Annotated in this window: 19 protein-coding genes; 3 read left to right on the top strand and 16 right to left on the bottom strand. The window is 50.0% G+C overall.

Features of this window, described 5'->3' with window-relative positions; all coding sequences use genetic code 11:
• Positions 1–4: 4 nt before the first annotated feature.
• From aroB to pilM, 7 genes are all read right to left on the bottom strand, one after another.
• Positions 5–1,111: a 3-dehydroquinate synthase gene (gene aroB, locus PSI9734_RS09145; RefSeq protein ID WP_425500057.1), complete on the bottom strand. Its 1,107-nt coding sequence runs from the start codon at positions 1,109–1,111 to the stop codon at positions 5–7.
• Between the two features lie 21 nt (positions 1,112–1,132).
• Complete coding sequence (aroK, locus tag PSI9734_RS09140; RefSeq protein ID WP_173920827.1) at positions 1,133–1,651, bottom strand: shikimate kinase AroK; 519 nt, start codon at positions 1,649–1,651, stop codon at positions 1,133–1,135.
• Positions 1,652–1,775: 124 nt separating this feature from the next.
• The gene (locus tag PSI9734_RS09135; RefSeq protein ID WP_246194872.1) at positions 1,776–3,848 is read right to left on the bottom strand and encodes a type IV pilus secretin PilQ; all 2,073 of its coding nucleotides are present in this window, start codon (positions 3,846–3,848) and stop codon (positions 1,776–1,778) included.
• Positions 3,845–4,384 (bottom strand): pilus assembly protein PilP, encoded by a 540-nt coding sequence (locus PSI9734_RS09130; RefSeq protein WP_173920826.1) that lies wholly within the window; start codon positions 4,382–4,384, stop codon positions 3,845–3,847. Before PSI9734_RS09130 ends, PSI9734_RS09135 begins: the two co-directional genes overlap by 4 nt.
• On the bottom strand, positions 4,381–4,962 hold the full coding sequence (locus PSI9734_RS09125) for a type IV pilus inner membrane component PilO (RefSeq protein WP_173920825.1): 582 nt from the start codon (positions 4,960–4,962) through the stop codon (positions 4,381–4,383). Before PSI9734_RS09125 ends, PSI9734_RS09130 begins: the two co-directional genes overlap by 4 nt.
• On the bottom strand, positions 4,959–5,546 hold the full coding sequence (locus tag PSI9734_RS09120) for a PilN domain-containing protein (RefSeq protein WP_173920824.1): 588 nt from the start codon (positions 5,544–5,546) through the stop codon (positions 4,959–4,961). The genes PSI9734_RS09125 and PSI9734_RS09120 overlap by 4 nt, the downstream gene beginning before the upstream one ends.
• A complete protein-coding gene (pilM, locus tag PSI9734_RS09115) occupies positions 5,534–6,604 on the bottom strand; it encodes a type IV pilus biogenesis protein PilM (protein ID WP_173920823.1) in 1,071 nt (356 codons plus the stop codon). The genes PSI9734_RS09120 and pilM overlap by 13 nt, the downstream gene beginning before the upstream one ends.
• A 223-nt stretch (positions 6,605–6,827) precedes the next feature.
• Here pilM and PSI9734_RS09110 point away from each other — a divergent pair, with 223 nt between their 5' ends.
• Entirely contained in the window at positions 6,828–9,296 is a 2,469-nt protein-coding gene (locus tag PSI9734_RS09110; RefSeq protein ID WP_246194870.1) for a penicillin-binding protein 1A, read from the top strand.
• Between the two features lie 4 nt (positions 9,297–9,300).
• On the opposite strand, the gene metL is transcribed toward PSI9734_RS09110, so the two are convergent.
• A complete protein-coding gene (gene metL / locus PSI9734_RS09105; RefSeq protein ID WP_173920822.1) occupies positions 9,301–11,754 on the bottom strand; it encodes a bifunctional aspartate kinase/homoserine dehydrogenase II in 2,454 nt (817 codons plus the stop codon).
• 187 nt (positions 11,755–11,941) lie between these two features.
• Here metL and metJ point away from each other — a divergent pair, with 187 nt between their 5' ends.
• Positions 11,942–12,274 carry a met regulon transcriptional regulator MetJ gene (gene metJ / locus PSI9734_RS09100; RefSeq protein WP_173920821.1) on the top strand — a complete coding sequence of 111 codons (333 nt, stop codon included), beginning with the start codon at positions 11,942–11,944 and terminating at the stop codon, positions 12,272–12,274.
• Here the strand turns inward: metJ and argH are convergent.
• From argH to PSI9734_RS09070, 6 genes are all read right to left on the bottom strand, one after another.
• Complete coding sequence (argH, locus tag PSI9734_RS09095) at positions 12,266–14,107, bottom strand: argininosuccinate lyase (protein ID WP_173920820.1); 1,842 nt, start codon at positions 14,105–14,107, stop codon at positions 12,266–12,268. The genes metJ and argH overlap by 9 nt on opposite strands.
• Positions 14,104–15,345 (bottom strand): argininosuccinate synthase, encoded by a 1,242-nt coding sequence (locus tag PSI9734_RS09090; protein WP_173920819.1) that lies wholly within the window; start codon positions 15,343–15,345, stop codon positions 14,104–14,106. The genes argH and PSI9734_RS09090 overlap by 4 nt, the downstream gene beginning before the upstream one ends.
• On the bottom strand, positions 15,342–16,256 hold the full coding sequence (gene argF, locus PSI9734_RS09085; RefSeq protein WP_173920818.1) for an ornithine carbamoyltransferase: 915 nt from the start codon (positions 16,254–16,256) through the stop codon (positions 15,342–15,344). The genes PSI9734_RS09090 and argF overlap by 4 nt, the downstream gene beginning before the upstream one ends.
• Positions 16,257–16,307: 51 nt before the next feature.
• The gene (gene argB, locus PSI9734_RS09080; protein ID WP_173920817.1) at positions 16,308–17,075 is read right to left on the bottom strand and encodes an acetylglutamate kinase; all 768 of its coding nucleotides are present in this window, start codon (positions 17,073–17,075) and stop codon (positions 16,308–16,310) included.
• Complete coding sequence (gene argC, locus PSI9734_RS09075) at positions 17,072–18,091, bottom strand: N-acetyl-gamma-glutamyl-phosphate reductase (protein ID WP_173920816.1); 1,020 nt, start codon at positions 18,089–18,091, stop codon at positions 17,072–17,074. Before argC ends, argB begins: the two co-directional genes overlap by 4 nt.
• Positions 18,092–18,160: 69 nt before the next feature.
• The gene (locus PSI9734_RS09070) at positions 18,161–18,883 is read right to left on the bottom strand and encodes a helix-turn-helix domain-containing protein (protein ID WP_173920815.1); all 723 of its coding nucleotides are present in this window, start codon (positions 18,881–18,883) and stop codon (positions 18,161–18,163) included.
• Positions 18,884–18,997: 114 nt separating this feature from the next.
• Between PSI9734_RS09070 and PSI9734_RS09065 the strand changes: the two genes are divergently transcribed.
• Positions 18,998–19,363, top strand: coding sequence for a hypothetical protein (locus PSI9734_RS09065; RefSeq protein WP_173920814.1), 366 nt, complete (start codon positions 18,998–19,000; stop codon positions 19,361–19,363).
• Here the strand turns inward: PSI9734_RS09065 and PSI9734_RS09060 are convergent.
• On the bottom strand, positions 19,348–20,592 hold the full coding sequence (locus PSI9734_RS09060) for a malic enzyme-like NAD(P)-binding protein (protein ID WP_173920812.1): 1,245 nt from the start codon (positions 20,590–20,592) through the stop codon (positions 19,348–19,350). The genes PSI9734_RS09065 and PSI9734_RS09060 overlap by 16 nt on opposite strands.
• Positions 20,593–20,861: 269 nt before the next feature.
• A complete protein-coding gene (gene rpmE / locus PSI9734_RS09055; protein WP_173920811.1) occupies positions 20,862–21,083 on the bottom strand; it encodes a 50S ribosomal protein L31 in 222 nt (73 codons plus the stop codon).
• Positions 21,084–21,191: the final 108 nt, after the last annotated feature.

Here is a 21,191-nt window from a genome sequence, read left to right as displayed (position 1 = left end):
AAGCTTAATCAGTGTGTTCGGTGACGGCGCTAATCGCCTGCCAGATGGCGGACCAATCGGTAATGGTGCGCATTTCAGCGTGACCAATACGCGTAGGGAGTATAAAACGCATCCGACCTGACTTTACTTTTTTATCACGTTGCATACGCTGTTGCCACTTCAGTTCGTCAAGCGCGGGGGCTTGGGTTGGCAACCCTAAATTTTTTAATAAGCGCACAATACGCTGATAGTCTGACTCGGTAAACTGCTCTTGTAATCGCATGTAGTGAGCCGCAATCACAGTGCCAACCGCTACTGCTTCGCCGTGCCGCCAACTATGGTAATACTCTGCTTCTATCGCATGACCAAAGGTATGGCCCAGGTTTAAGAGTGCACGAAGGCCTTGCTCACGTTCGTCCGCGGCGACAATTTCGGCTTTGATTTCGCAAGAGCGCTTGATGGCATACGCGAGCGTTTCGGGGTCTCGAGCAAGCAGTTGAGCTTGATTTTGTTCAAGCCAACTAAAGAACTCCGCATCATAAATCACCCCATACTTTACCACTTCGGCAAGGCCACAAGCGAAGTCGCGCGAGCTCAGGGTGTTGAGACAGTCGGTATAGATGAAAACAGCCTTCGGTTGGTAGAAAGCGCCAATCAGATTTTTGCCACCAGGGTGATTTACTGCGGTTTTACCGCCAACAGAAGAGTCTACTTGCGCTAAGAGTGTAGTCGGGAACTGGTAGAAGTCGACGCCGCGTTGATAGGTGGCCGCAACGAAGCCAGCCAAATCACCTACCACGCCTCCGCCAAGCGCAAGCAGCGCACAGTCGCGATTAAAACCAGCAGCAATCAAGGTATCCATGATCTCGGCGTAGCTGGTGAGGCTTTTCGCATGTTCACCGTCGGCAATAGCATGCACCAACACCGTACGGTCGCTAGGTAATGCTGCCTGCAGCGGCGCTAGGTAGTGCGCGGCAATAGTAGCATTGGTAATAATGCACACTTGTTGGGGAAGATTAGACAGTAGCAGTGGCAACTCTGAGTTGAGTTGCCGGCCAATATGTATCGGGTAACTACGTTCAGCAAGTCCGACGTCGATACGGTGAATCAAAGTCTGAGAATCGGCTTGCATGCAGGGCTCCGGCGACGGGGGCTATAACCCCACTTGTTCAATTATTTTGTCGACCACAAATTTAGCACTTTGCTCATCGGTGCGCACCACAACATCAGCGATTTCTTCATACAACGGGTTACGCTGCGCGGCCAAGCCTTCTAATACAGCGCGCGGGTCATCGGCCTCGGCAATCAACGGGCGACGCTTGTCGCGCTGCGTGCGGGCAAGTTGTTTTTCAATAGGCGTTTGAAGGTACACCACGATACCGCGCGCCGAAAGTCGATTACGGCTTTCTTTGCTCAAAATTGAGCCACCGCCAGTGGCCAACACAATACCGGTGTTTTCGGTTAGTTCTTCGATAACCTTTTCTTCGCGCGTGCGGAAGCCGTCTTCACCTTCCAGTTCAAAGACCCAGGCGATATCGGCACCCGTGCGGCGCTCAATTTCAGAATCTGAATCGAAGAATTCCAGATGAAGTTGCCGAGCTAACTGTCGGCCGATTGTGCTTTTACCAGCCCCCATAGGGCCTACCAAGAAAATGTTACGTTTTTCAGCCATATCTTTGCTTTACATCACTCGTTTAATAGCTGTGACTCACGGAATCCGGAGTGTCTGTTTGACCTTCCTTTACCCAATCCAAAAGAGGCGGGATTATCGCAAGTCACAGCCATTTAAGCAAGGATTACGGCGTCGACATTACAATTCTTGGTGTTACAAAGATCAGCAGTTCACGTTTTTCATGAATCTGACTGTCGCTGCGGAACAATACGCCAACATAAGGAATATCGCCAAGCACCGGAACCTTAGTAATGTCGTTCAAGATTTGTTGTTGGTAAATACCACCAAGCACAATGGTTTCGCCATTCTCAACCAATACTTGTGTACCAATTTCTTGTGTATCGATAGAAACTGCAGGTCCCGTTGGCGTGGTGACTGTTTCACCGCGGGTATTTTGGGTAATCACGAGATCCATAATCACGCGGTTGTCTGGCGTAATTTGCGGTGTAACTTCCAGCCCCAGCACGGCTTTTTTGAACTGTACTGAGGTGGCTCCGGACGAAGCACTCTCGACATAAGGGATCTCAGTACCTTGTTCGATATAGGCTTTCTTCTGGTTAGCCGTGGTGATCCGTGGGCTCGCAATGACTTCGCCTTTGTTTTCACGTTCTAAGGCCGACAGCTCAAGGTCGAGCAGGCGACCATCCGCCAGTTTTGCAACTTGGAAGCCAATCGTGGCCGCCGGGCTTGTCACTGGCAAGTTAACATTTAAATCGGCGCCAGTTGTGGTGCCCGAACCAAGGAAGTTTGGTGCATCAACGTTAGGGTTAGTAATGCCCCAATTAATACCAATTTCATCGCTGATATTATCGCGTACGGTCACCATTCGAGCTTCGATAACCACCTGTTTGACGGCCACATCCAAGACTTTCACCATGGCTTCAACTTCTTCAATTTGTCGCGGCGTATCGCGAACCAATAAAGTGTTGGTTCGTTCATCGACGGTTACCGCGCCACGTTGTGACAACAAGTCAGAGCTTTCAGTACGCAAAATAGTGGCAATGTCTACCGCTTTCGCATAGTTGATTTGAATGTAAGTACTTTCTAATGGTGCGAGTTGTGACAGTCGTTGTTTGGCTTCTAACTCTTGCTCTTCACGCTCTGCGAGTTCGTCGGCAGGAGCAACAATCAGGATATTGCTGTCCATGCGGCTGGATAGGCCTTTAACCCGCAATATGGTGTTCAATGCGCGTTGCCAAGGAACATTTTCTAAGCGGAGTGTGATATTGCCTGATACCGACTCGCTGGCAACTAAGTTAAGGTCGTTCTCATTGGCCAGAATCTGCAACAGTTGACGTACGGGAACATTTTGAAAGTTCAGTGAAATAGGCCGCTGTGAACCGTCGTTTTCGACCACTTCAATGGGCTTACTAAACTTCAAATTCAATGAACCGTCGATTTGCTCAAGCTGATGACGGAAGTCGCCTTTACCGGTAATGGTAACCACAGCGTCGTCACCTTCGCGGAAGGTTTCGATATGTGCAATTGGAGTGGCGAACTGACTTACGTCAAGCACATACAGCAAGTCGTCAGTGATCTCTGTGTCATACAGCGTTAACTCCAAACGGTTACCACGTACGCGAGCCTCATGTTCGATACCGTCATCGCTTAGCTGTAAGCGCAATAGAGCGACATCGTCAGGTAAGCGGGTAAAGTCAATGTCGGTTACACTAGGTAGATCGCTTGAGGTGGTGGCCGCACTGGTGGTGACCGCAGGTTCGGTTGGCATCACCGGTGCTGGGACGCTTTCTTCGACCTCTGTTGCCGTTGCAGGCGAAGCCGGTGGCACAGAGGCAGTCGATGCGGTTTGTGTTGCCGGTTCATCAGATTCAACAAAAACTAACACCATAACGTCTTCGTAACGGCTTAGAAGGTGATCCAGAGGTTGTTTGGTTGTTACCCGCAACAGCGTGTCTTCGCGTTGTTGTTCTAACGAAACATCTTCCAGTAACGGATGATCAGCGAGGCTCTGTAATCCAGATGCCAGTTCGTTGGCGGTGCCGAGTAACAAAAACTCATGTACCAGCGGGTTTTCACTGCGTCGAACGACCGGAGCTTTCACGGCGTCAGTGAAATGAACTTCAAGGTTGAAGCGGTCATTCGCTAATGGGATTTGCTCGATACGTACTAGCTCGTTGGCGGCAGCCATAGCGGGCAGCAGCATGACGAGCATTATGAAACGGAAAAAGTACGTCATAGTTCTGAACTCCCTTGTGAACCCGGTAAGCGCAGTGCAGTGTCGCGGCGTTGCCAACAACCATCACCGGCTGGAACCCATTCAGCTATCATTATGTAGTCTGAGGTAATTTCAACAACTTGCCCCAGGTTAAGACCCATGTAATCGCCCATCGCAACACGATGAAGGCGGCCTTGATTAGTGCTAACTAGAGCAACTTGACCATCGCTAGTGGTATACATGGTTCCCACCAAGGTAAATTGATCTAGGCCTAACGACTCTAATTGTTCACGGTCACGCTCAAGATTTGGTTGTGGACAACCTTGTGTGTTCGCACCCGCAGATGGGGCATTTAGTGGTGCCGGCTCAAACGGATTACGAAAATTTTGACCGTTATAATCAACACGCACTAACTCAGGCATTTTCGGTAACGGCTCTGCACTTGGCACCGTGCTTGAACGAACTTGCTCGGTAAAGGCCACCAAGTCTTGATGTCCGCCCTGGCTACATGCGGTAAGTACGAGACTTGCTGCGACTATCGCTAAGGGCTTGTTCATGGTTGCGCCCTCAACGTTTGTTGCCGATACGTTTCGGCGGTGACGTTAAACTGTAATTCATCCGACAAGTCCGAGCGTTGCAAGGTAAAATCTTTGACGCTAATGATGCGATGTAGCCCTGCTATTTGACCAATAAACTCGCCAATTTGATGGTATTCACCTTGCAAGTCAAATCGCATCGGCAGCGCGGTGTAAAACTCTCGAGGCTGCGGGTTGAGCCATTCAATACGGTCGAAGTCTAAACCACTACGGGTACCCACTAAAGTAATGTCATCAAGTAACCGAGCTGTTTCGTCGTCGTCGGGCAACATGTTGAGCAACACTTCGAGATCTTTATTAAGTTGCACCAGTTGCTCGCGGTAAACCGGTAAGTTTATCGCCGTACGATATTTCACCTGGTAGTCTTGCTTAAGTTGGGTTTCGCGAGCCTGCTCTTTCTTATAGGCTTGCCATTCGTCTGCGAGTAAAAAATGATAGGCAAGCCCTAAACAAATCACAATCAGTAAAAACAAGGCCCCAAACCTAAAGGGTGCAGGCCAAAACGGCATTTCATTGATATCAAGTTCACGTAAACTCATGAGCCATCCTCCTGATCAGCAGGAGCTTTATCGTTGGGTTTAGCTAGTGTCAAACTTAACGAAAACGCATTGTATCGTGTCGGGCCTTCAACGTTTTCGGTGTCCGATGAAATCTCACGTAACGATGGATTGTCAAAAATTGTCGAATCAGTGATAGCGCGTAAGAATTCGGAGACGCGGTTATTCGACACACTACGGCCCCTTAGGCTTAGACGGTCACCACGCTTTTCCATACTGACGATATGCACGCCATCAGGGGTTCGCTTGGATAGCTCGTTCAACATCTGGATCGCAGTATTGCGGTCGCGGTGCAACGACTGAATCAACTTCATACGATTAACAATAAAGTCTTTTTTCTTGTTTATTTCTTGAATTTCAACAATCTGAGCGTCTAAAACAGCAATTTGCGATGACAAGAATTGATTTCGCGAACGCTGTTTCTGTTGGTGATCCTGAATGACTGTGTAAGCAATAAAGATTAGCAGAGCAGCAATAAGCAGCGCTACGAATGCTTGAATACCGAACTTTTGTTTTGCGCGTTGGCGTGCAAGCTCACGCCAAGGGAGCAAGTTTACGTGTGCCATGGGGTAAAGCTCCTTAACGCTAACCCCAGAGCCTCAACGAAGCGAGGCCCATGAGATTGTAAATGTTGGTATTTACTGGGCAGCGGGAAGTGCTCAAACGGATTGAGACAGATAACTGGGTATTCTGCCTGCTCGCGAATATTTTCCGCGATCATCGGCAGCATGGCTCCGCTATTGATCAGTATCACCCCAGCAAAGTCCTTTTTGATGGCATTGCTACGGTAAATTTGGATACCTCGGCTGACCTTGGCCCACAGGTTACCAAGAAAGTCTTGAATGACTAACGGTGAAAAGTCGTTGTCTTCTTCAGCTCTAAGTTTGGCAAATAATTCGCCGTGGTCTATCTCGCCGTCGTTATCGAGGGCTTTAAAAAGTTGATTAAGCCCACCACTTTGATAGCGAGTGAACATGACTTCACCATGGCCAATCACAATGGTTTGTACCGCAGCACTGCTAATATCAAGCACTAGCAAAGGTAACTTATTGTCATATAAGTCGGGATACAAATGCGGCATGACATGGTCGCAGGCCCTTAGAATGGCTTGGTTATCGACATCCATAATACGTACTTTAAAACCTGCTTCTTCGAGTGCTTGCACCCGCGTGTCGACACTTACAGTGCGGGTTGCGGTAACAATCACACGCTGTTGCCCGGGCATGGTTGGATGCTCACCTAAGCTTTCAAAATCGTAGCGCACTTCAGCAAGGGGAAAGGGAATTAATGCTTCAGCTTCCATTTCGATTTTTTCGGCAATGGCCTCGTCGTCGAGATCGAGAGACATAGCCAATTGTTTAGAAATCGCTTGGCTTCCTGAAACCGAGCTAACGACATCAATAGCTCGCGTGCCCAAGCCCCTTTTGGTTTGCTTGAGTGATTTGGATAGTTTTCCAATGTCTGTGACTTCATCGTCGGTGATGAGATTCTGCATCAATTGTGTCTCAGCAACACGTGTAATCTCATAAGTGTCGCCTTGTGATACAATTTCTACAGCTTTGATCGCATCTGTACCGATATCGATGCCTAGACCAGGTTTTTTACCTAGACCAAACAGTCCCATAATGTTCTCCCGATGGGATGTGTAAATGGCTTATGATTCATTGTTATGTAGTTTGCCATTTGTTACGAGCGACAGAAATGTAAGATTCACGTAAAGAGCATAGCAGTTTTTATAGCATGCGTAGGAATCTTTCCTTATCTTTCTATAATATGTGCTCAATGATGGCAACTATTAAACTATTTATTTACAAGATAGCACCAGATCCAACTAAAGGATAAATTTTGTGAAAGTTTTAAAATGGATACTGTATAGCGTTTTAGCCGTTTTTGCTCTGGGAAGCTTAAGCGTCGGCGGTATGTATTTGTATTACAAAGATGAACTCCCTAGTGTCGCAGAGTTGCGAGATGTACGCCTACAAACCCCCATGCAGGTGTATTCGTCCGACGGCGAGATGTTCGCCCAATTTGGTGAAGTGCGGCGTATTCCGGTCAAGCTTGAAGATGTACCACAGCCCTTGATAGACGCCTTCTTGGCAACCGAAGACCAGCGCTTTTATAGCCATGTTGGTATCGACCCGATTGGTGTTGCCCGCGCGTTTTTTCAAATTTTAGTGACGGGTGAAATCCAGGGCGGCGGTAGTACAATAACTCAACAGTTAGCACGTAACTTCTACTTAACTTTTGAGCAAACCTGGACCCGAAAAATTAAAGAAGCTTTTATCTCACTACATATTGAGAGTCAGCTCGAAAAAAATGAGATTCTAGAACTTTACCTAAACAAAATTACCTTTGGTCACCGTGCTCATGGTATCGGCGCTGCCGCCCAAGTGTATTATGGTAAAGATCTGCAAGACCTAACTTTAGCCGAAATGGCAATGATCGCCGGCTTACCTAAGGCGCCGTCAACAATGAACCCAATTTCGAACCCAACTCGAGCCCGTGAACGCAGAGCTGTGGTTCTTGGGCGTATGTTGGCTGAAGACAAAATTACTGAACAGCAGTACCAAAGCGCTCTTGCCACGCCTATTCGTACGCGCTTGCACGGCGCGGAGGTGACGATGAGCGCACCCTATTTAGCCGAAATGGTTCGGGCTGAAATGGTGGCTCGTTACGGTGAGGAAACCGCCTATAGTAGCGGTTTAAAGGTTTACACAACGGCTAGCGCAAAGCAGCAAAGGGCAGCGCAACGTGCGGTGCAACATAATTTGCATAGCTATGATGAGCGTCATGGTTATCGGGGAGTCGAAGCTCAATTATGGGATGCCGGTGAAAGCACCGCGCCGGCTCGTGAAGTGCTGTTAGAACAGTTGCAGGAATTCCAAACGATAGGTTTGACTCGTCCCGCGGTGGTACTTGAAGTAGCCGACGCGCAGCAAGAAGCGGTTATTCTGTTGGCCGATGGTGCACAACAAAAATTGAGCTGGGCCAACGTGGCTTGGGCGCGGCCTTACATAAACCGTGAGCGGCAAGGGCAAGCACCGGAAAAAATATCTGAGGTGTTGCGTGCCGGCAGCGTCATACGCGTGCGTGCTGTCGACAGCGGTTGGCGTTTAGCACAAATTCCAGAGCCAAGCGCTGCAATCGTCGCATTGCGTCCAAATGACGGTGGTATAGCGGCTGCAGTGGGTGGTTATAGTTTTGCGGTGAGTCAGTACAACAGAGCTATTCAGGCCGAACGTCAGGTTGGCTCGAATATCAAACCCTTTATTTACTCGGCCGCCCTAGAAAATGGCTTTACCTTAGCGACGCTGGTGAATGATGCCCCTATTAACCAATGGAACCCAGGTACGGGCGTCGCATGGCGACCACGCAACTCACCCGATGTGTACGAAGGGCCCATTCGCGTACGCCAAGCCTTGGCCAAGTCGAAAAACGTTGTCTCGGTGCGCTTGTTACGTGCCATGGGGGTCAACACCGTGGTCGATTACCTAACAAAATTTGGCTTTGATTATGATGAGCTACCTCGCAATGAATCGCTTTCGTTAGGCTCTGCATCGATGACACCTTTGGAGGTTGCACGCGGCTATGCGGTGTTTGCCAATGGTGGCTACTTAGTCGAGCCTTATTTTATTGAACGCATTGAAGCTAGCGACGCTGAAGTCATTTATCAGGCGCGACCTAAAGTTGCCTGTGTTGAGTGTGAACCTGCGCAGCGCGACGTTGTTGCCGCGCCCCAGGTGATTACCGAACAGAATGCATTTTTGGTGACCCAGGCGATGAATTCAGCGGTTTGGGGCGGTGGCAGTTGGGCCCACAAAACTGGTTGGAACGGAACCGCGTGGCGAATTCAACGCTCTGAGGCGATTAGTGATCATGCTGGGCGCAACATCGCTGGTAAAACCGGTACCACCAACGATGTTAAAGACACCTGGTTTTCCGGCTTTGTGACGGGACTGGTCACCACCGGCTGGGTGGGCTTTGATAATTTGGAAAACGCCTTAGGGCGCACGACCATGAACAGTAATTTAAGCAGCAACGAACAGCCTATTTCAGGCACTGAGGCGGGGGCAAAAACGGCCTTGCCGATGTGGATTGATTTTATGGAAACGGCTGTTGAAGATGTGGCCTCTGACCCATTCGATGTACCACCTGGGCTGGTGTCGGCTCGCATCGACTTGGCGACCGGCAAATTAAGTCGGGCCAATGACTACACCACCAGGTTTGAATATTTCATTCCCGGTAGCGCCCCAACGGAGTATGTTGATACGAAATCGTCACCGACCGTATTCGGTGACGACGAGTCTATTTTTTAACTGTCTAGCGATGGTCGGCCAGGCGGCTGAGCAGTTGATTTAAATCAGACTGTATGCCGCCTGCGGTGACTTCTTTACCAGCTCCAGGCCCGCTTATAACCAACGGCATCTCGTGATACCAATCGGTGTAAATAACAAAGATATTCTCGCCTGGGATAAGGTTTGCAAGCATATCGCCTGCTGGAATGTACTCAATGCCGACGCGAGCTCGCACCTTTTCGTTGTCCTGAACGGCAAAGCTGGCTAACAGGCGCGGAACCTGACCATTTTTTTGTGCATCTAGGTAAAGGTCCTGCATGGCGTTGTCGAGCTCTGGTAAACGCTGCATAAATTCGTCGAGGGGTATGTCGGCTAAGTAGTCGGGTAGCAGGCTGTCGACATCAATGTCTTTCCAGTCGAGTTGTAGGCCGATTTCGCGCGCCAAAATTAACAATTTACGAATAATGTCTTGGCACGATAAGTCTTCCCGCGGATCGGGCTCGCTGAGTCCTTGTGCCTTGGCTTCACGAACCAAATCACTGAACTTAACGTCAGCATTGAAGTTTTCGAACAGCCACGACATTGTGCCTGAAAAAATACCTGAAATGCTTTGAATTCGGTCGCCTGAATTGCGAAGGTCGCTAAGTGCATAATTCAGCGGTAAGCCAGCCCCCACGGTGGTATTGTAGTACCACTCACGTTGGTATTCTTGTTGAATCGTACGAATTTCGTTGTATTGACTTTCATGGGATGCGCCGGCGCGTTTGTTGGCACTAATAATGTGTAAGCCGTTAGCAAAAAAGCTGGGGTAGAGTTGCGCCACTGGCGTTGCGTCAGTCAGGTCGAGCATCACCAGTTCATCGTAAGGCGCATTGGGCAGTTCGGGAATCAATTGGCTCATCTCATAAGGCCGGGCAAGGCGGGCAAAGCTGTCTTGCCAGTCAGCAATATCTAGACCGTTGTAGTCGAGCCACATTTGTGTCGAATTAAGCACCCCAATAATGCGAACGTCCATTTGTTCGTTAATTCGCTCGCGTAAACGGTGAAACAGGCTCAACCAAGCACTGCCAATGTTACCGCGGCCCACCACCAACACACCAAGACTGCGCCGGTGATTAAACAACTGACTATGAATGCGATTGAGTAGCCGGTCGTCGAGCTTTTGTTCGAGCACCGCAACAACCGCGCTATTGTCGGGTGTTAACGCCAGTCGGCGCAACGCTTGCTCACTGGTTTGTTGTTTAAATAAGGTATATTCGTCGGTTTCTTGAATGCGGTTACCAACCAGAGCCAACATAGCGTAGCCGGTTAATTTGCAGGCACTTTGTTTGCTATCAACCGAGGCTAACCAGCGCTCCATATAATCTAAGTGGTTTTGGTGGTACGCATAGTAGGCGTGCTGTTGCTGCAGTTCGTTCCAGCTAATAAGCGGAGTTAACTCAAGATCTTCGAAAGCCTGAATAAGTTTTGCATCGCGTAAGTCGACACGAAACAGCACCACTTCAGACAGAGCTGTAAGTACTTTGCCCGCGGGCTCGGCATCTTCGTATAAACCTATTCGGGTTTGTTGATTTTCGACTTTCAAACTTGAACGCACCGCAATAACCATGCGCTCGCGGTTTACGGGTTGAAAGGTTCGGGGGTGCAGCACTGGGCTGCCAAGGCGAGCAAGTTCTTCGGCCTCGCGCCAGTCTAAAATCGGCAAGTTGACGACGCGTTCGACTTTACGCGGGTCGGCAGAATAAACCCCGGCAACGTCTTTCCATATGGTCACTTGCTTCGAATCGATTAAGCTGCCGATCAACGTGGCTGAATAATCACTACCATTGCGGCCCAAAATCAGTGAGCGACCGGAGGCATCAGCACAAATAAAGCCGGTTACCACGAATCGGGTACCAGCATGGGCCGCGATACGGTTTAACAGTCCGCTTCGTGACTCCGCAACACGAATAAAGGGTTCTGGCGCATCGTCAGCGACTAAAAAGCTGCGAGCATCGATGGCATCGGCAAGGGTTCCTTGTTGTTTCAGCAAGGCCGCCAGTAACCGTGCCGACCAAAGCTCGCCATAGGACAGCAATTCAGCGCGGTTGTCGATCTCTTCAGCACCTGCTAGCCAGTCCCACCAACGTTCAAAGTCGACCATTGAGGTGGTTAGCAGCTGTTGTTGGTGTGTACCGCTGAGAAGCTCTTTGATGAGCCCTTGTTGGTAGCGCTCGAGCTGTTTAAGAAGTACCTCGGCAACGCCATAATCACCGTCAGCGTCACCGCTTTTTTTCGCATCGAGGATGGCTAGAATACGGTTAGTGGTATCGCCAGCAGCTGACACAACCACCAAGTCGCTTGCCCCAGCGTACTCAGTGACGATGCGCGCGACACGGCGGTAGGAATAAGCATCGGCAAGGCTGCTGCCGCCAAACTTATGCACTTGAACCTGCTCTGCGACGGTCTGAATTTGTGCGTCGGAAACCTCAACCTTCATGATGCGTGTGCGCTCTTGTTAACGAGTGAACCCTGATTATACGTACCCATGGCTTAGCAATAAAGCACTCGACTGTAAGCGCCATGAAAAAAGGCCGTATAGACAGCTAAGCGTATAAAGTTGACTGTACCGCAGACCATTGTACAATTCATCTCATTAAGTGGGGTTATTCAGTGGAAGGTGCAGTATGGAATGGGATGGGAAGTACATTTACCCTTATGTAGAGCATGGTAAGAAAAGCGAACAGGTGAAAAAAATCACTGTATCGATTCCCACCAAAGTGCTTAAAGTTCTTACCGACGAGCGTACCCGTCGGCAGATTAAGAACCTGCGTCATGCCACCAATAGTGAGCTGCTATGCGAAGCATTTTTACATGCCTTCACCGGTCAACCACTACCGACCGATGAAGACTTACGTAAAGACAATCCGCATAAGGTGCCAGCTGATGTCAGAGCCGAGCTGGAACGTCGTGGCTTACCGATACCCACCGACGAAGAGCTCGATGAAGAGTTAGAGTAGGTACTCTAGCGCAGTTTCATCACAGTTGTGTCTGCGGGGGCAGAGTTCACAGTCTTTCATGACTTTTTCTGGTAGCTTCTCTTTCACTGTAAGGCGGAAGTTAAGCTTGGTGAAGAACTCCGGAACCCGCGTCAGTACAATGGTACGGCGAATGCCTAACTCGCGTGCCCGCCACAACAGTAACGCGACCAACTCTGCGCCTAACCCTTTCCCTTGAGCTTGCGGAAACAAGCCAAGACTCCGGATCTCGGCCAAGCCAGTGCTATAGACATAAAGCGCCGCACAACCCACCACTTCACCGTCTAATTCGGCCACAGCAAAGCTTTGAATCGCTTGTAGAACATCGGCTTTATCGCGGGGCAAATTCTCTCCTTGGTGGGCCCAATAGGCGATTAAGTCGCAAATTTTATCCGCGTCACTTAGCCGCGCTTGACGCACGTGCTTGCTCGCAGCTTCAGCGGCATGTAGCCAGTCGTTGGCGTGTTTCAACGCCAATTTCACCGCCGCAGGCGCCGTACCACCGAGGGCCGCCCGTTGATGCATGCCATAGTCTAGCTCAAGAACTTGGTAGACATCATCGTCGATAACCTCAGAAAATTCAGTAAATTCCGCTAAAGTTAATGATTCCAGAGGTTGCTTTTGTTGTTGTGCGTAAAGCACGACAGCCCCGGTCACGTGATGTGCATCACGAAAGGGCATACCTTTACCAACTAAGTAGTCGGCAAGCTCGGTGGCATTGCTGTAGCCGAGCGTCGCCTGTTGCGCCGCATGAGTTGTATTAACACTTAACTCGGGCATCGCAAAAGAAAGCATTTGTAGGCATTGCAGATAAGTATGCAGCGCATCAAATAGGCCTTCTTTGTCTTCTTGTAGATCTTTGTTATACGCTAAAGGCAAACCTTTTAAGGTGATCTGTAATGCCTGTTGATGCCCTAAGACACGACCGGTTTTACCACGCAGCAACTCGAATAAATCTGGGTTCTTTTTTTGTGGCATGAGTGATGAACCACTACTAATACGATCGCTCATGGCAAAGCAGCCCGATTCACCGGAACAATAGAATACGACGTCTTCGGCCAGGCGTGATAAATGCAGCATGCCAGTGCTGGCACAATGGAGTAAGTCGAGCGCAAAATCACGGTCAGAAACCCCATCTAAGCTATTCTCACAGGCATCGCGAAAACCGAGATTCTGCGCCAAAGCCTGGCGGTCAATTGGCGCTGTGGTGCCGGCTAAAGCACCACTGCCCAGCGGGCAAACATCAAGGCGCTGCAAACTCTCTTTAAGTCGACTCACGTCGCGTTGCAGCATTTGTACATAGGCTAATGCCCAATGCCCGGCCATGATTGGCTGCGCTCGCTGCAGATGGGTGTAGCCTGGCAAGGGCGCCGCTTGGTAACGCTCGGCAAACTGCATAAGCGCTTGAATAGCGGCCAAGTTAGCATCGATGAGCTGATGACCTAGCGCCTTGCAGAGCAGCCGCAAGTCGGTAGCTACCAGATCATTTCGGCTACGGCCGGTGTGGAGCCGCTTCGCGGTTGCACCTATTTTTTCTATCAGCTGTGCCTCAACCCAGCTATGAATATCTTCTTCGTCACTTTGCAGCGGCAGCTCTGGGTTAGCAGCAATGGCTTGTTGTAACTCCGTAAGTGCCTCGCTTAACTGTCGCGCCTCGGCGTCGCTTAATAGTTTGGCTTGAGCCAAGGCTTGCGCCCACGCTTGGGATGCTTGCAGCTCGTAAGCTGCAAGCTGGTAGTCAAACGCGAGCGAATCGTTAAATTTCTTGAATTCAGCGGCACTTGGCTCACTGAATCGTCCGCCCCATAAACTCATGATGTACCTCCACTTTGCGGGTCAGTTGCCGAGGCTTGCTGCAGCGCACGAATGCGTGAGGCTAAACTGTACAAGCGAATAAAGCCTTCAGCATGGTGCTGATGATACACGTCGTCTTCGTCAAAGGTCGCGAAAGCACTTGAATAGAGGCTATTAGGCGATTGCTTTTGGGTGAGGGTTATCTGGCCTTTGTAGAGTTTCAGCACCACCTCGCCGGTGAGCGGCTCGGCTAATTTTTCAGCCGCGACCTGCATCACCTCGCGCAGTGGCGTGAACCAGCGCCCATCGTAAAGCAACTGGGCAAATTCGTGGCCTAAGCGAATGCGATAGTCTTGGCTGCTACGATCCAATACCAAACTCTCAAGACCTTGTAGTGCCGCATAAAGTACGGCTCCAGCTGGGGTCTCATAGCAGCCGCGAGACTTCATGCCGACTAAACGGTTTTCCACCATATCGAGCCGACCTACGCCATGGGCGCCGGCAATTTGGTTCAGTGTGTCGATGGCTGAAACGGGGTCTATGGCCTCACCATTTAGGCCCACCCACTCGCCTTGGTGAAAGCTTAAGCTCAAATGTTCCGCAGTGTCCGGTGCTTGCTCGGGCTCAGTGGTCCAACACCAGACTTGTGAGCTCGGCGCATTCCACGGGTCTTCAAGCTCGCCGCCTTCGGTCGAAATATGCCAAAGGTTGGCATCGCGACTGTAGATTTTGGTGATCGAAGCGCTACATGGAATGCCTCGCTCTTCAAGGTAGGCCAGTAGTTGAGGCCGGCTGGTTAAGTGCCACTCACGCCAAGGCGCAATCACCTGTAGGTCAGGTGCTAGGGCAGCAAATGCTGCTTCGAAGCGCACTTGGTCGTTGCCTTTACCGGTACAGCCATGCGCCAATGCATCGGCCCCAACTTTGCGCGCTATTTCAACCTGTGCAGCGGCAATTACTGGCCGTGCCACAGCGGTGCCCAGCAGATATTGGCCCTCGTAAAGGGCACCGGTTTTTAAGGTCGGCACAATAACGTCGTTTACCAACTGCGCTTTTAAATCGACCACATAGCAACTGCTAGCGCCTGAAGCGATGGCTTTTTCTTCAACGCCTGCAAGTTCGTCGGCGCCTTGCCCGACATCCGCGACGAAAGCGACGACTTCACAGTTATAGTTTTCTTTGAGCCACGGCACGATGGCAGAGGTGTCTAATCCCCCTGAATAGGCGAGGACAACTTTATTTACTTGCTGCTTGGTCATGCGTGGGCTCCTGCGAATAGCTCAACTAAAATGGCGTTTTGTGCGTGTAGACGATTTTCGGCCTGCTGTAGAATCAATGACTGTGGTCCGTCAATGACTTCAGCGGTGACTTCACGGCCGCGGTAGGCGGGTAAACAATGCATAAAGAACTTCGCCCCAAGTTGCTGCATCACGTCTTGGTTGACTTGGAAAGAGGCTAAATCATGCATAACCTGGTTGTTGTCACGGCTTTGACCCATGGAAAGCCAGGTATCCGTATAAATGGCGTCGGTCTGTTGCAACTGACTAAAATCATTTTGTAAGGTGATTTCACATTGATTCTCGGCCGCCACAGTTTGTGCTTGTAAAAACGCTTTAGGGTCGGGTTCATAACCTTTAGGAACCACGATTTGAAGATTCATACCTACCAGTGCAGCTGCAGCCATTAAAGCTTGGCACACATTATTGCCATCGCCGACATAGGTCAGCGTCGTTTGCTTCAAGTCGCCGAGCTGTTCGGTCAACGTCAGCAAGTCAGCCATGGCCTGGCATGGATGGCATCTATCACTGAGCGCATTGATCACCGGCTTATCAGAGGCCGACGCCAGTTGCTCCAAGGTGTGTTGCGAGTACACTCGCGCAACAATCGCGTCGTGCCACAACGCCAAATTGGCACCAACATCACTGGCCGGTTCTCGTTCACCAATGAGGTTTGCCGCATCTAGGTAGATGCTATGGCCCCCGAGGCGTTGAATGCCGGCGGCAAAGCTGGCTCGAGTGCGCAATGAGGGCTTTTCGAATAGCAAGGCAATACTTTTGCCTTGCAAGTGATGCTGCCAAGCCGTGGGACGCTGTTTAATGGTTTGAGCTAGTTCCAACAGGTGCGTTACTTGAGCGCTGCTTAAGTCGCTAAGTGCTAATAAATCTTGCATGAGAGTGTCCAATTTCTAAGCTGAGAAAAGTAAAAGTCTAAAATGGCTCGGTTAATAACGAATGCGGGTTCCGGCCGCTTCACCCTTCGCCAGTCGGGTCAGCGCGTTGGCATCATGCCAGCCAGCCACCGCGATGCTTCGTCGCGACTGCAAAGCCGCCTGTAAAGCGGCGTTGAGCTTAACCACCATGCCCTCACGAACCACGCCCTCACTGATCAAAGCAGGTGCTTGGGCAGCGGTTATGGACTCAATAAGCTGGCCGTTATGGTCAAGAATACCTTCTACATCGGTGAGTAAAATGAGGTCAGCATGAAGTGCTTGAGCAATTGCCGCCGCAGCCAAATCAGCATTGATGTTAAGCCGTTGGCCGTCGGGACTAATGCCAATCGAACTGACTATGGGCAGGTAGTCATTGTCGATGAGTAATTGCAGTAAATGGCTGGACCCCGCTTGCGGATGACCTACAGCGCCTCGTTTCGAGTCGATGTCACACTTCAGCATGGCGCCTGCTTGAGCCGTTAAGCCAACACTCTGCAAGCCATGCTGGGCGGCAATCGCACAAAGCTGTGAGTTAACATCGCCGGCCAGCACGCCCGCAACAATAGGCATGTGGTCGGCGGGAGTTATGCGTTGACCATCTAGCTTTTGGCTCACAGTGCCGAGCCGCTCTAGCAGAGACTGTACTTGTGCGCCGCCGCCATGCACGAGTGTTAATGGCCGTAGTGCAGCAAGCCGCTGCACTGTAGTAAAAAATTGCGCTAAAGCCGCTTCATCTTGCAGCATTTTACCGCCAAGCTTTATCACCAAAGGAACACTCATACGACGGCTCCCTGGTTGATCAAACCGGCTGTTGCGGGTAACCGGAAATACTGGTTTGCCAGCTGCACCGCTTGGCTTGCAGCACCTTTAAGTAAATTATCAATGGCGACACTTAGGATCAGTGTTGAGCCATGGGTTTTGTAATAAATATCGCAATAAGGTGTGCCGACCACCTGTTGTAGCTTGGGAGGTGTGCCCACCAACCGTACCAGCGGTTGATTGTGATAGCAGGCTTGAAAACTATCTTCGATTGCTGCTTGGGTTGTGCCCGGCGCAAGCTCGGCATAAACAGTGGCCAAAATGCCCCGTTTGAAATTTCCCAAGTGAGGAACGAATAAAATGTCGCACCCGATACTTTGTGCCATTTCCGGTTGATGTCGATGATTGGCAACGCCATAGGCTTGTAAGCTAACTTCATTAAAGTTGCTCGCCAGCTGTGCTTTTCGCCCCGCGCCAGTGACACCACTTACAGCGTTGACGATGGCGACACTCGAAGGCTTAAGGAGTGCTTTAAGGGGGCGCAATGCTAAAGCTGCAGCAGTGGGGTAACACCCAGCGACCGCGACTAAAGGTTCGTTACCCTGTAAATCAGAAAATTCAGCAATGCCATAATGGGCTGGCGCATTAAGCTGCGGCTGAGGAAAGCCGTATGCCATCGCGTGTTGTCGTGCATCCGCAAGCCTAAATGCGCCGGAAAGATCGAACACGATCAAACCCGCTGCGGTCAATTGCGGCGCTAGTTCGGCGCTTACGGCATGGGGCAGCGCTAAAAAAACCACTCGAACCTGCTGCGCCAATTGCGGCAGCAGATCCGAGTGCCAAGGTTGCAGAGTAAGTTCGCACCGACCGTTTAATTGCGGGTAAAGAGCGGTGATAGGCTCTGCTTCACGTGCGCCTGAGGTAAAAGCATAACTTAGGGTGAAGAATGGATGGTTATGCAATAGCCACGCAAGCTCGACGCCGCTATAGCCGCTGGCGCCGAAAACTGCACAATTGATAGATTCTTGCTGACTCATTCACTGCTTCACACTGGCTTAATATGGGTCCAGTATAATGAATATAAATGCAGTAAACAAGCATAACTATTATCTTTTAGGTTTTCTCAATAAAGCCATCAGCAATACCGCACCCGCGGTGCCTATGAATAGCCCTAGCGCTTGTAAAAGAGTGTTGGGCCAACGCGCTCTTTGGTGCGTTTTTTCGAGGTAATAAGTGCGCGTAAAGCCATCATTAGGTGCTTCGGGAATCGCTTGACTAAACTGTGCGCCGCGATAGTCTTGTAACAGTCGTATTTTAGGATCGCGTCGCTTTAGTATGTCTACGTGAGCTTGGTGGCGCTCACTTAAGCTACCATTTTGGAGTTGTGGCGCTAAGGCGAAAATATCCTGGGGTTCACCGGGCAGTACCACACCGGGCGACTCGTATTCGTAAATAGATTCGTCGAAGAGTAGCTTGGTGTACCCCAAGTAAAACATAGGTACGGCCACAGCGATACACAGTACAGCGGCATACAAACGAATACGTTCGCGCACCAGGCTCTGCACTTTTTGCTGGCGGAGCCAAGCATCAATACTGGGAATGCGAGCTAATTTGGCATGTAGGTAGGCGCGATCGAGATGCGCTAAAACATCGTCGAGTTCAAGCTCCAGGGCGGTCAGCCATGCGGTAAGAATCTCTGCCGAGGGAAGTGAACGTTCGGCTTCAAGTTTTGATAGGTAGGATTGTTCTACCCCCATTTTTTCTGCGAGTTCAGCCTGACTCAATGTTTGTTCGGTACGTTGTTGTTTTAAGTAGTCACCTAGTGTCATCGGTTTTATCCTTCTTGATGAAAATCAAGACTTATTCTTAGCTATTCCTGCATGCATAAAAACATGAATATGAAGGAATAAAAAGGAATGATCACGAAACAGGAGTTAACCCTTATGTCACGGCTTTGCATGCTTTCGGTAATGGCGATTTTACTCAACGCTTGCGTAAGCGCACCAAGCTACCAACATGTCCATTGTTTTGCTTCAACTGAGCAGGCGAGTACCATTGGGCAAGAAATTTATTATGCTGGCTTTAACCAGCAGGTCGCGAACCGGCTGGGGATGCCAACAGATGCAACTATTGTTGGGCTTGGTTTGTCGTGGAATGGTTTTGACCCAAGTCAGTATTGTGACGTAGGGGCGCCATTGATCGTGATCTATGAACCGAAAACGACAAAACATGACCCAGAGCAGGTCATGTTTTGGAGCAGAGTCATCTTAACGGAGATGCTGAAACAAGGTGGTTACTCCACCATATAGTTCTTCGGTAAATCGATACGCGAGGCACCCGACGCAACGGCTGCTTCAGCAACTGCGCGAGAGACGCGGGTTTTCAATCGCGGGTCGATAGGCTTCGGGATAATATAGTCGACCCCGAACTCGAGTTTTTCGACTCCTGCAGCTTTCAATACACTGTCCGGAACCGGCTCCTTGGCGAGTTGGCGGATGGCTTCAACCGCGGCGATTTTCATTTCGTCGTTGATAGCTCGAGCACGAACATCTAGTGCGCCGCGGAATATAAAGGGGAAACATAAAACGTTGTTTACCTGGTTTGGATAGTCTGAACGGCCCGTCGCCATAATCAAATCGTCGCGCACTTTGTGGGCGAGCTCTGGTTTAATTTCCGGGTCAGGGTTGGAACAGGCAAAAATGATGGGCTTATCGGCCATCAGCTTTAAAGCTTCCGGGCTTAGCAGATTAGGCCCTGACACGCCGACGAACACGTCTGCCTCGCTAATAACGTCTTCAAGACTGCGTTTGTCGGTGTTGTTGGCGAACAAGGCTTTGTATTGATTCAAGTCTTCACGACGGGTGTGAATGACACCTTTAGAATCGAGCATATAGATGTGCTCACGTTGTGCCCCACATTTAATCAATAGTTCCATGCAGGCAATCGCCGCGGCTCCCGCACCTAAACAAACGATTTGAGCTTTGCGTAGCTCTTTGCCTTGTATTTCTAAAGCATTCAGTAAACCGGCAGCGGTCACAATGGCGGTACCATGTTGGTCATCGTGGAAAATCGGTACATCACAACGTTCAATGAGGGCCTCTTCGATCTCAAAGCACTCGGGCGCTTTAATATCTTCTAAGTTGACGCCGCCAAAACTGTCGGCAATATTTGCGACGGTATTAATAAAATCTTGCGTGGTGCGATGCGTAACCTCGATGTCGATTGAGTCGAGCCCAGCAAAGCGCTTGAACAGCAGTGCCTTACCTTCCATCACTGGCTTTGATGCCATTGGACCAAGATTTCCTAAACCCAAAATAGCGGTGCCGTTGGAAATAACCGCCACCATATTTCCCTTCGCGGTATAGCGGTACACCTCTTGAGGGTTTTCAGCGATGGCACGAACGGGTTCGGCGACGCCGGGGCTGTAGGCAAGCGCCAAGTCTTTGCTTGTCTCTGCTGGCTTGGTGAGTTCAATGCTTATTTTACCCGGGGTGGGCAGTGCATGGTAATCAAGAGCTTGCTTACGGAAATCAGACATTAAGTAGCCTACCTTTTGACGCGAAAACGATGCCTAACATCGCTATAAAGTGACTGAGTTAACGTCATTGTAGAGGCTGGTGAGCGAATAACAAATCTTACCTGATGCACCGTAAGTTATTTTGGGCTTGAGGAAATCCTAAAGATTTGCGAGTTGTTTAAAAACGCACCAGGCGCAAAACCAACCATGCAGGGCGATGTGGCCTCGTTAGCAATAAAAAAAGGCGCCTTTTGGCGCCTTTCTTCAAAATTTTAGTGGAAGCGTCTAAATTATGACGACTTCTTACCACCCAAGACGCTGAAACGCTTGTTGAATTTGTCGATACGACCACCAGTGTCCATAATACGCTGCTTACCAGTGTAGAATGGGTGGCACTCTGAACATACGTCAAGGTGCAATTCGCCACCTTTGGTTGAACGAGTTACAAACGAGTTGCCACAAGAACAAGTGACGCTCATGTCTTCGTACTTAGGATGGATTCCTGCTTTCATAGGGGTTACCTCAATTGGGCCGCATCGCCATCCGATCTGTTGCCGGACACCATACGTGGTTAATGTTATGGTTTTCACCAAGGTTTAATAGGGCGCGAATTCTACCCT

This window comes from Pseudidiomarina piscicola (assembly GCF_902806985.1).
Lineage (GTDB): Bacteria > Pseudomonadota > Gammaproteobacteria > Enterobacterales > Alteromonadaceae > Pseudidiomarina > Pseudidiomarina piscicola.
This window is presented reverse-complemented; position numbering and strand designations above follow the sequence as displayed.

What these genes read in the sequence shown, in the direction of transcription:
- aroB (WP_425500057.1), bottom strand. Translation starts at nt 1,111, where the DNA reads ATGCAAGCCGATTCTCAGACTTTGATTCACCGTATCGACGTCGGACTT.
- aroK (WP_173920827.1), bottom strand. Translation starts at nt 1,651, where the DNA reads ATGGCTGAAAAACGTAACATTTTCTTGGTAGGCCCTATGGGGGCTGGT.
- PSI9734_RS09135 (WP_246194872.1), bottom strand. Translation starts at nt 3,848, where the DNA reads ATGACGTACTTTTTCCGTTTCATAATGCTCGTCATGCTGCTGCCCGCT.
- PSI9734_RS09130 (WP_173920826.1), bottom strand. Translation starts at nt 4,384, where the DNA reads ATGAACAAGCCCTTAGCGATAGTCGCAGCAAGTCTCGTACTTACCGCA.
- PSI9734_RS09125 (WP_173920825.1), bottom strand. Translation starts at nt 4,962, where the DNA reads ATGAGTTTACGTGAACTTGATATCAATGAAATGCCGTTTTGGCCTGCA.
- PSI9734_RS09120 (WP_173920824.1), bottom strand. Translation starts at nt 5,546, where the DNA reads ATGGCACACGTAAACTTGCTCCCTTGGCGTGAGCTTGCACGCCAACGC.
- pilM (WP_173920823.1), bottom strand. Translation starts at nt 6,604, where the DNA reads ATGGGACTGTTTGGTCTAGGTAAAAAACCTGGTCTAGGCATCGATATC.
- metL (WP_173920822.1), bottom strand. Translation starts at nt 11,754, where the DNA reads ATGAAGGTTGAGGTTTCCGACGCACAAATTCAGACCGTCGCAGAGCAG.
- metJ (WP_173920821.1), top strand. Translation starts at nt 11,942, where the DNA reads ATGGAATGGGATGGGAAGTACATTTACCCTTATGTAGAGCATGGTAAG.
- argH (WP_173920820.1), bottom strand. Translation starts at nt 14,107, where the DNA reads ATGAGTTTATGGGGCGGACGATTCAGTGAGCCAAGTGCCGCTGAATTC.
- PSI9734_RS09090 (WP_173920819.1), bottom strand. Translation starts at nt 15,345, where the DNA reads ATGACCAAGCAGCAAGTAAATAAAGTTGTCCTCGCCTATTCAGGGGGA.
- argF (WP_173920818.1), bottom strand. Translation starts at nt 16,256, where the DNA reads ATGCAAGATTTATTAGCACTTAGCGACTTAAGCAGCGCTCAAGTAACG.
- argB (WP_173920817.1), bottom strand. Translation starts at nt 17,075, where the DNA reads ATGAGTGTTCCTTTGGTGATAAAGCTTGGCGGTAAAATGCTGCAAGAT.
- argC (WP_173920816.1), bottom strand. Translation starts at nt 18,091, where the DNA reads ATGAGTCAGCAAGAATCTATCAATTGTGCAGTTTTCGGCGCCAGCGGC.
- PSI9734_RS09070 (WP_173920815.1), bottom strand. Translation starts at nt 18,883, where the DNA reads ATGACACTAGGTGACTACTTAAAACAACAACGTACCGAACAAACATTG.
- PSI9734_RS09065 (WP_173920814.1), top strand. Translation starts at nt 18,998, where the DNA reads ATGTCACGGCTTTGCATGCTTTCGGTAATGGCGATTTTACTCAACGCT.
- PSI9734_RS09060 (WP_173920812.1), bottom strand. Translation starts at nt 20,592, where the DNA reads ATGTCTGATTTCCGTAAGCAAGCTCTTGATTACCATGCACTGCCCACC.
- rpmE (WP_173920811.1), bottom strand. Translation starts at nt 21,083, where the DNA reads ATGAAAGCAGGAATCCATCCTAAGTACGAAGACATGAGCGTCACTTGT.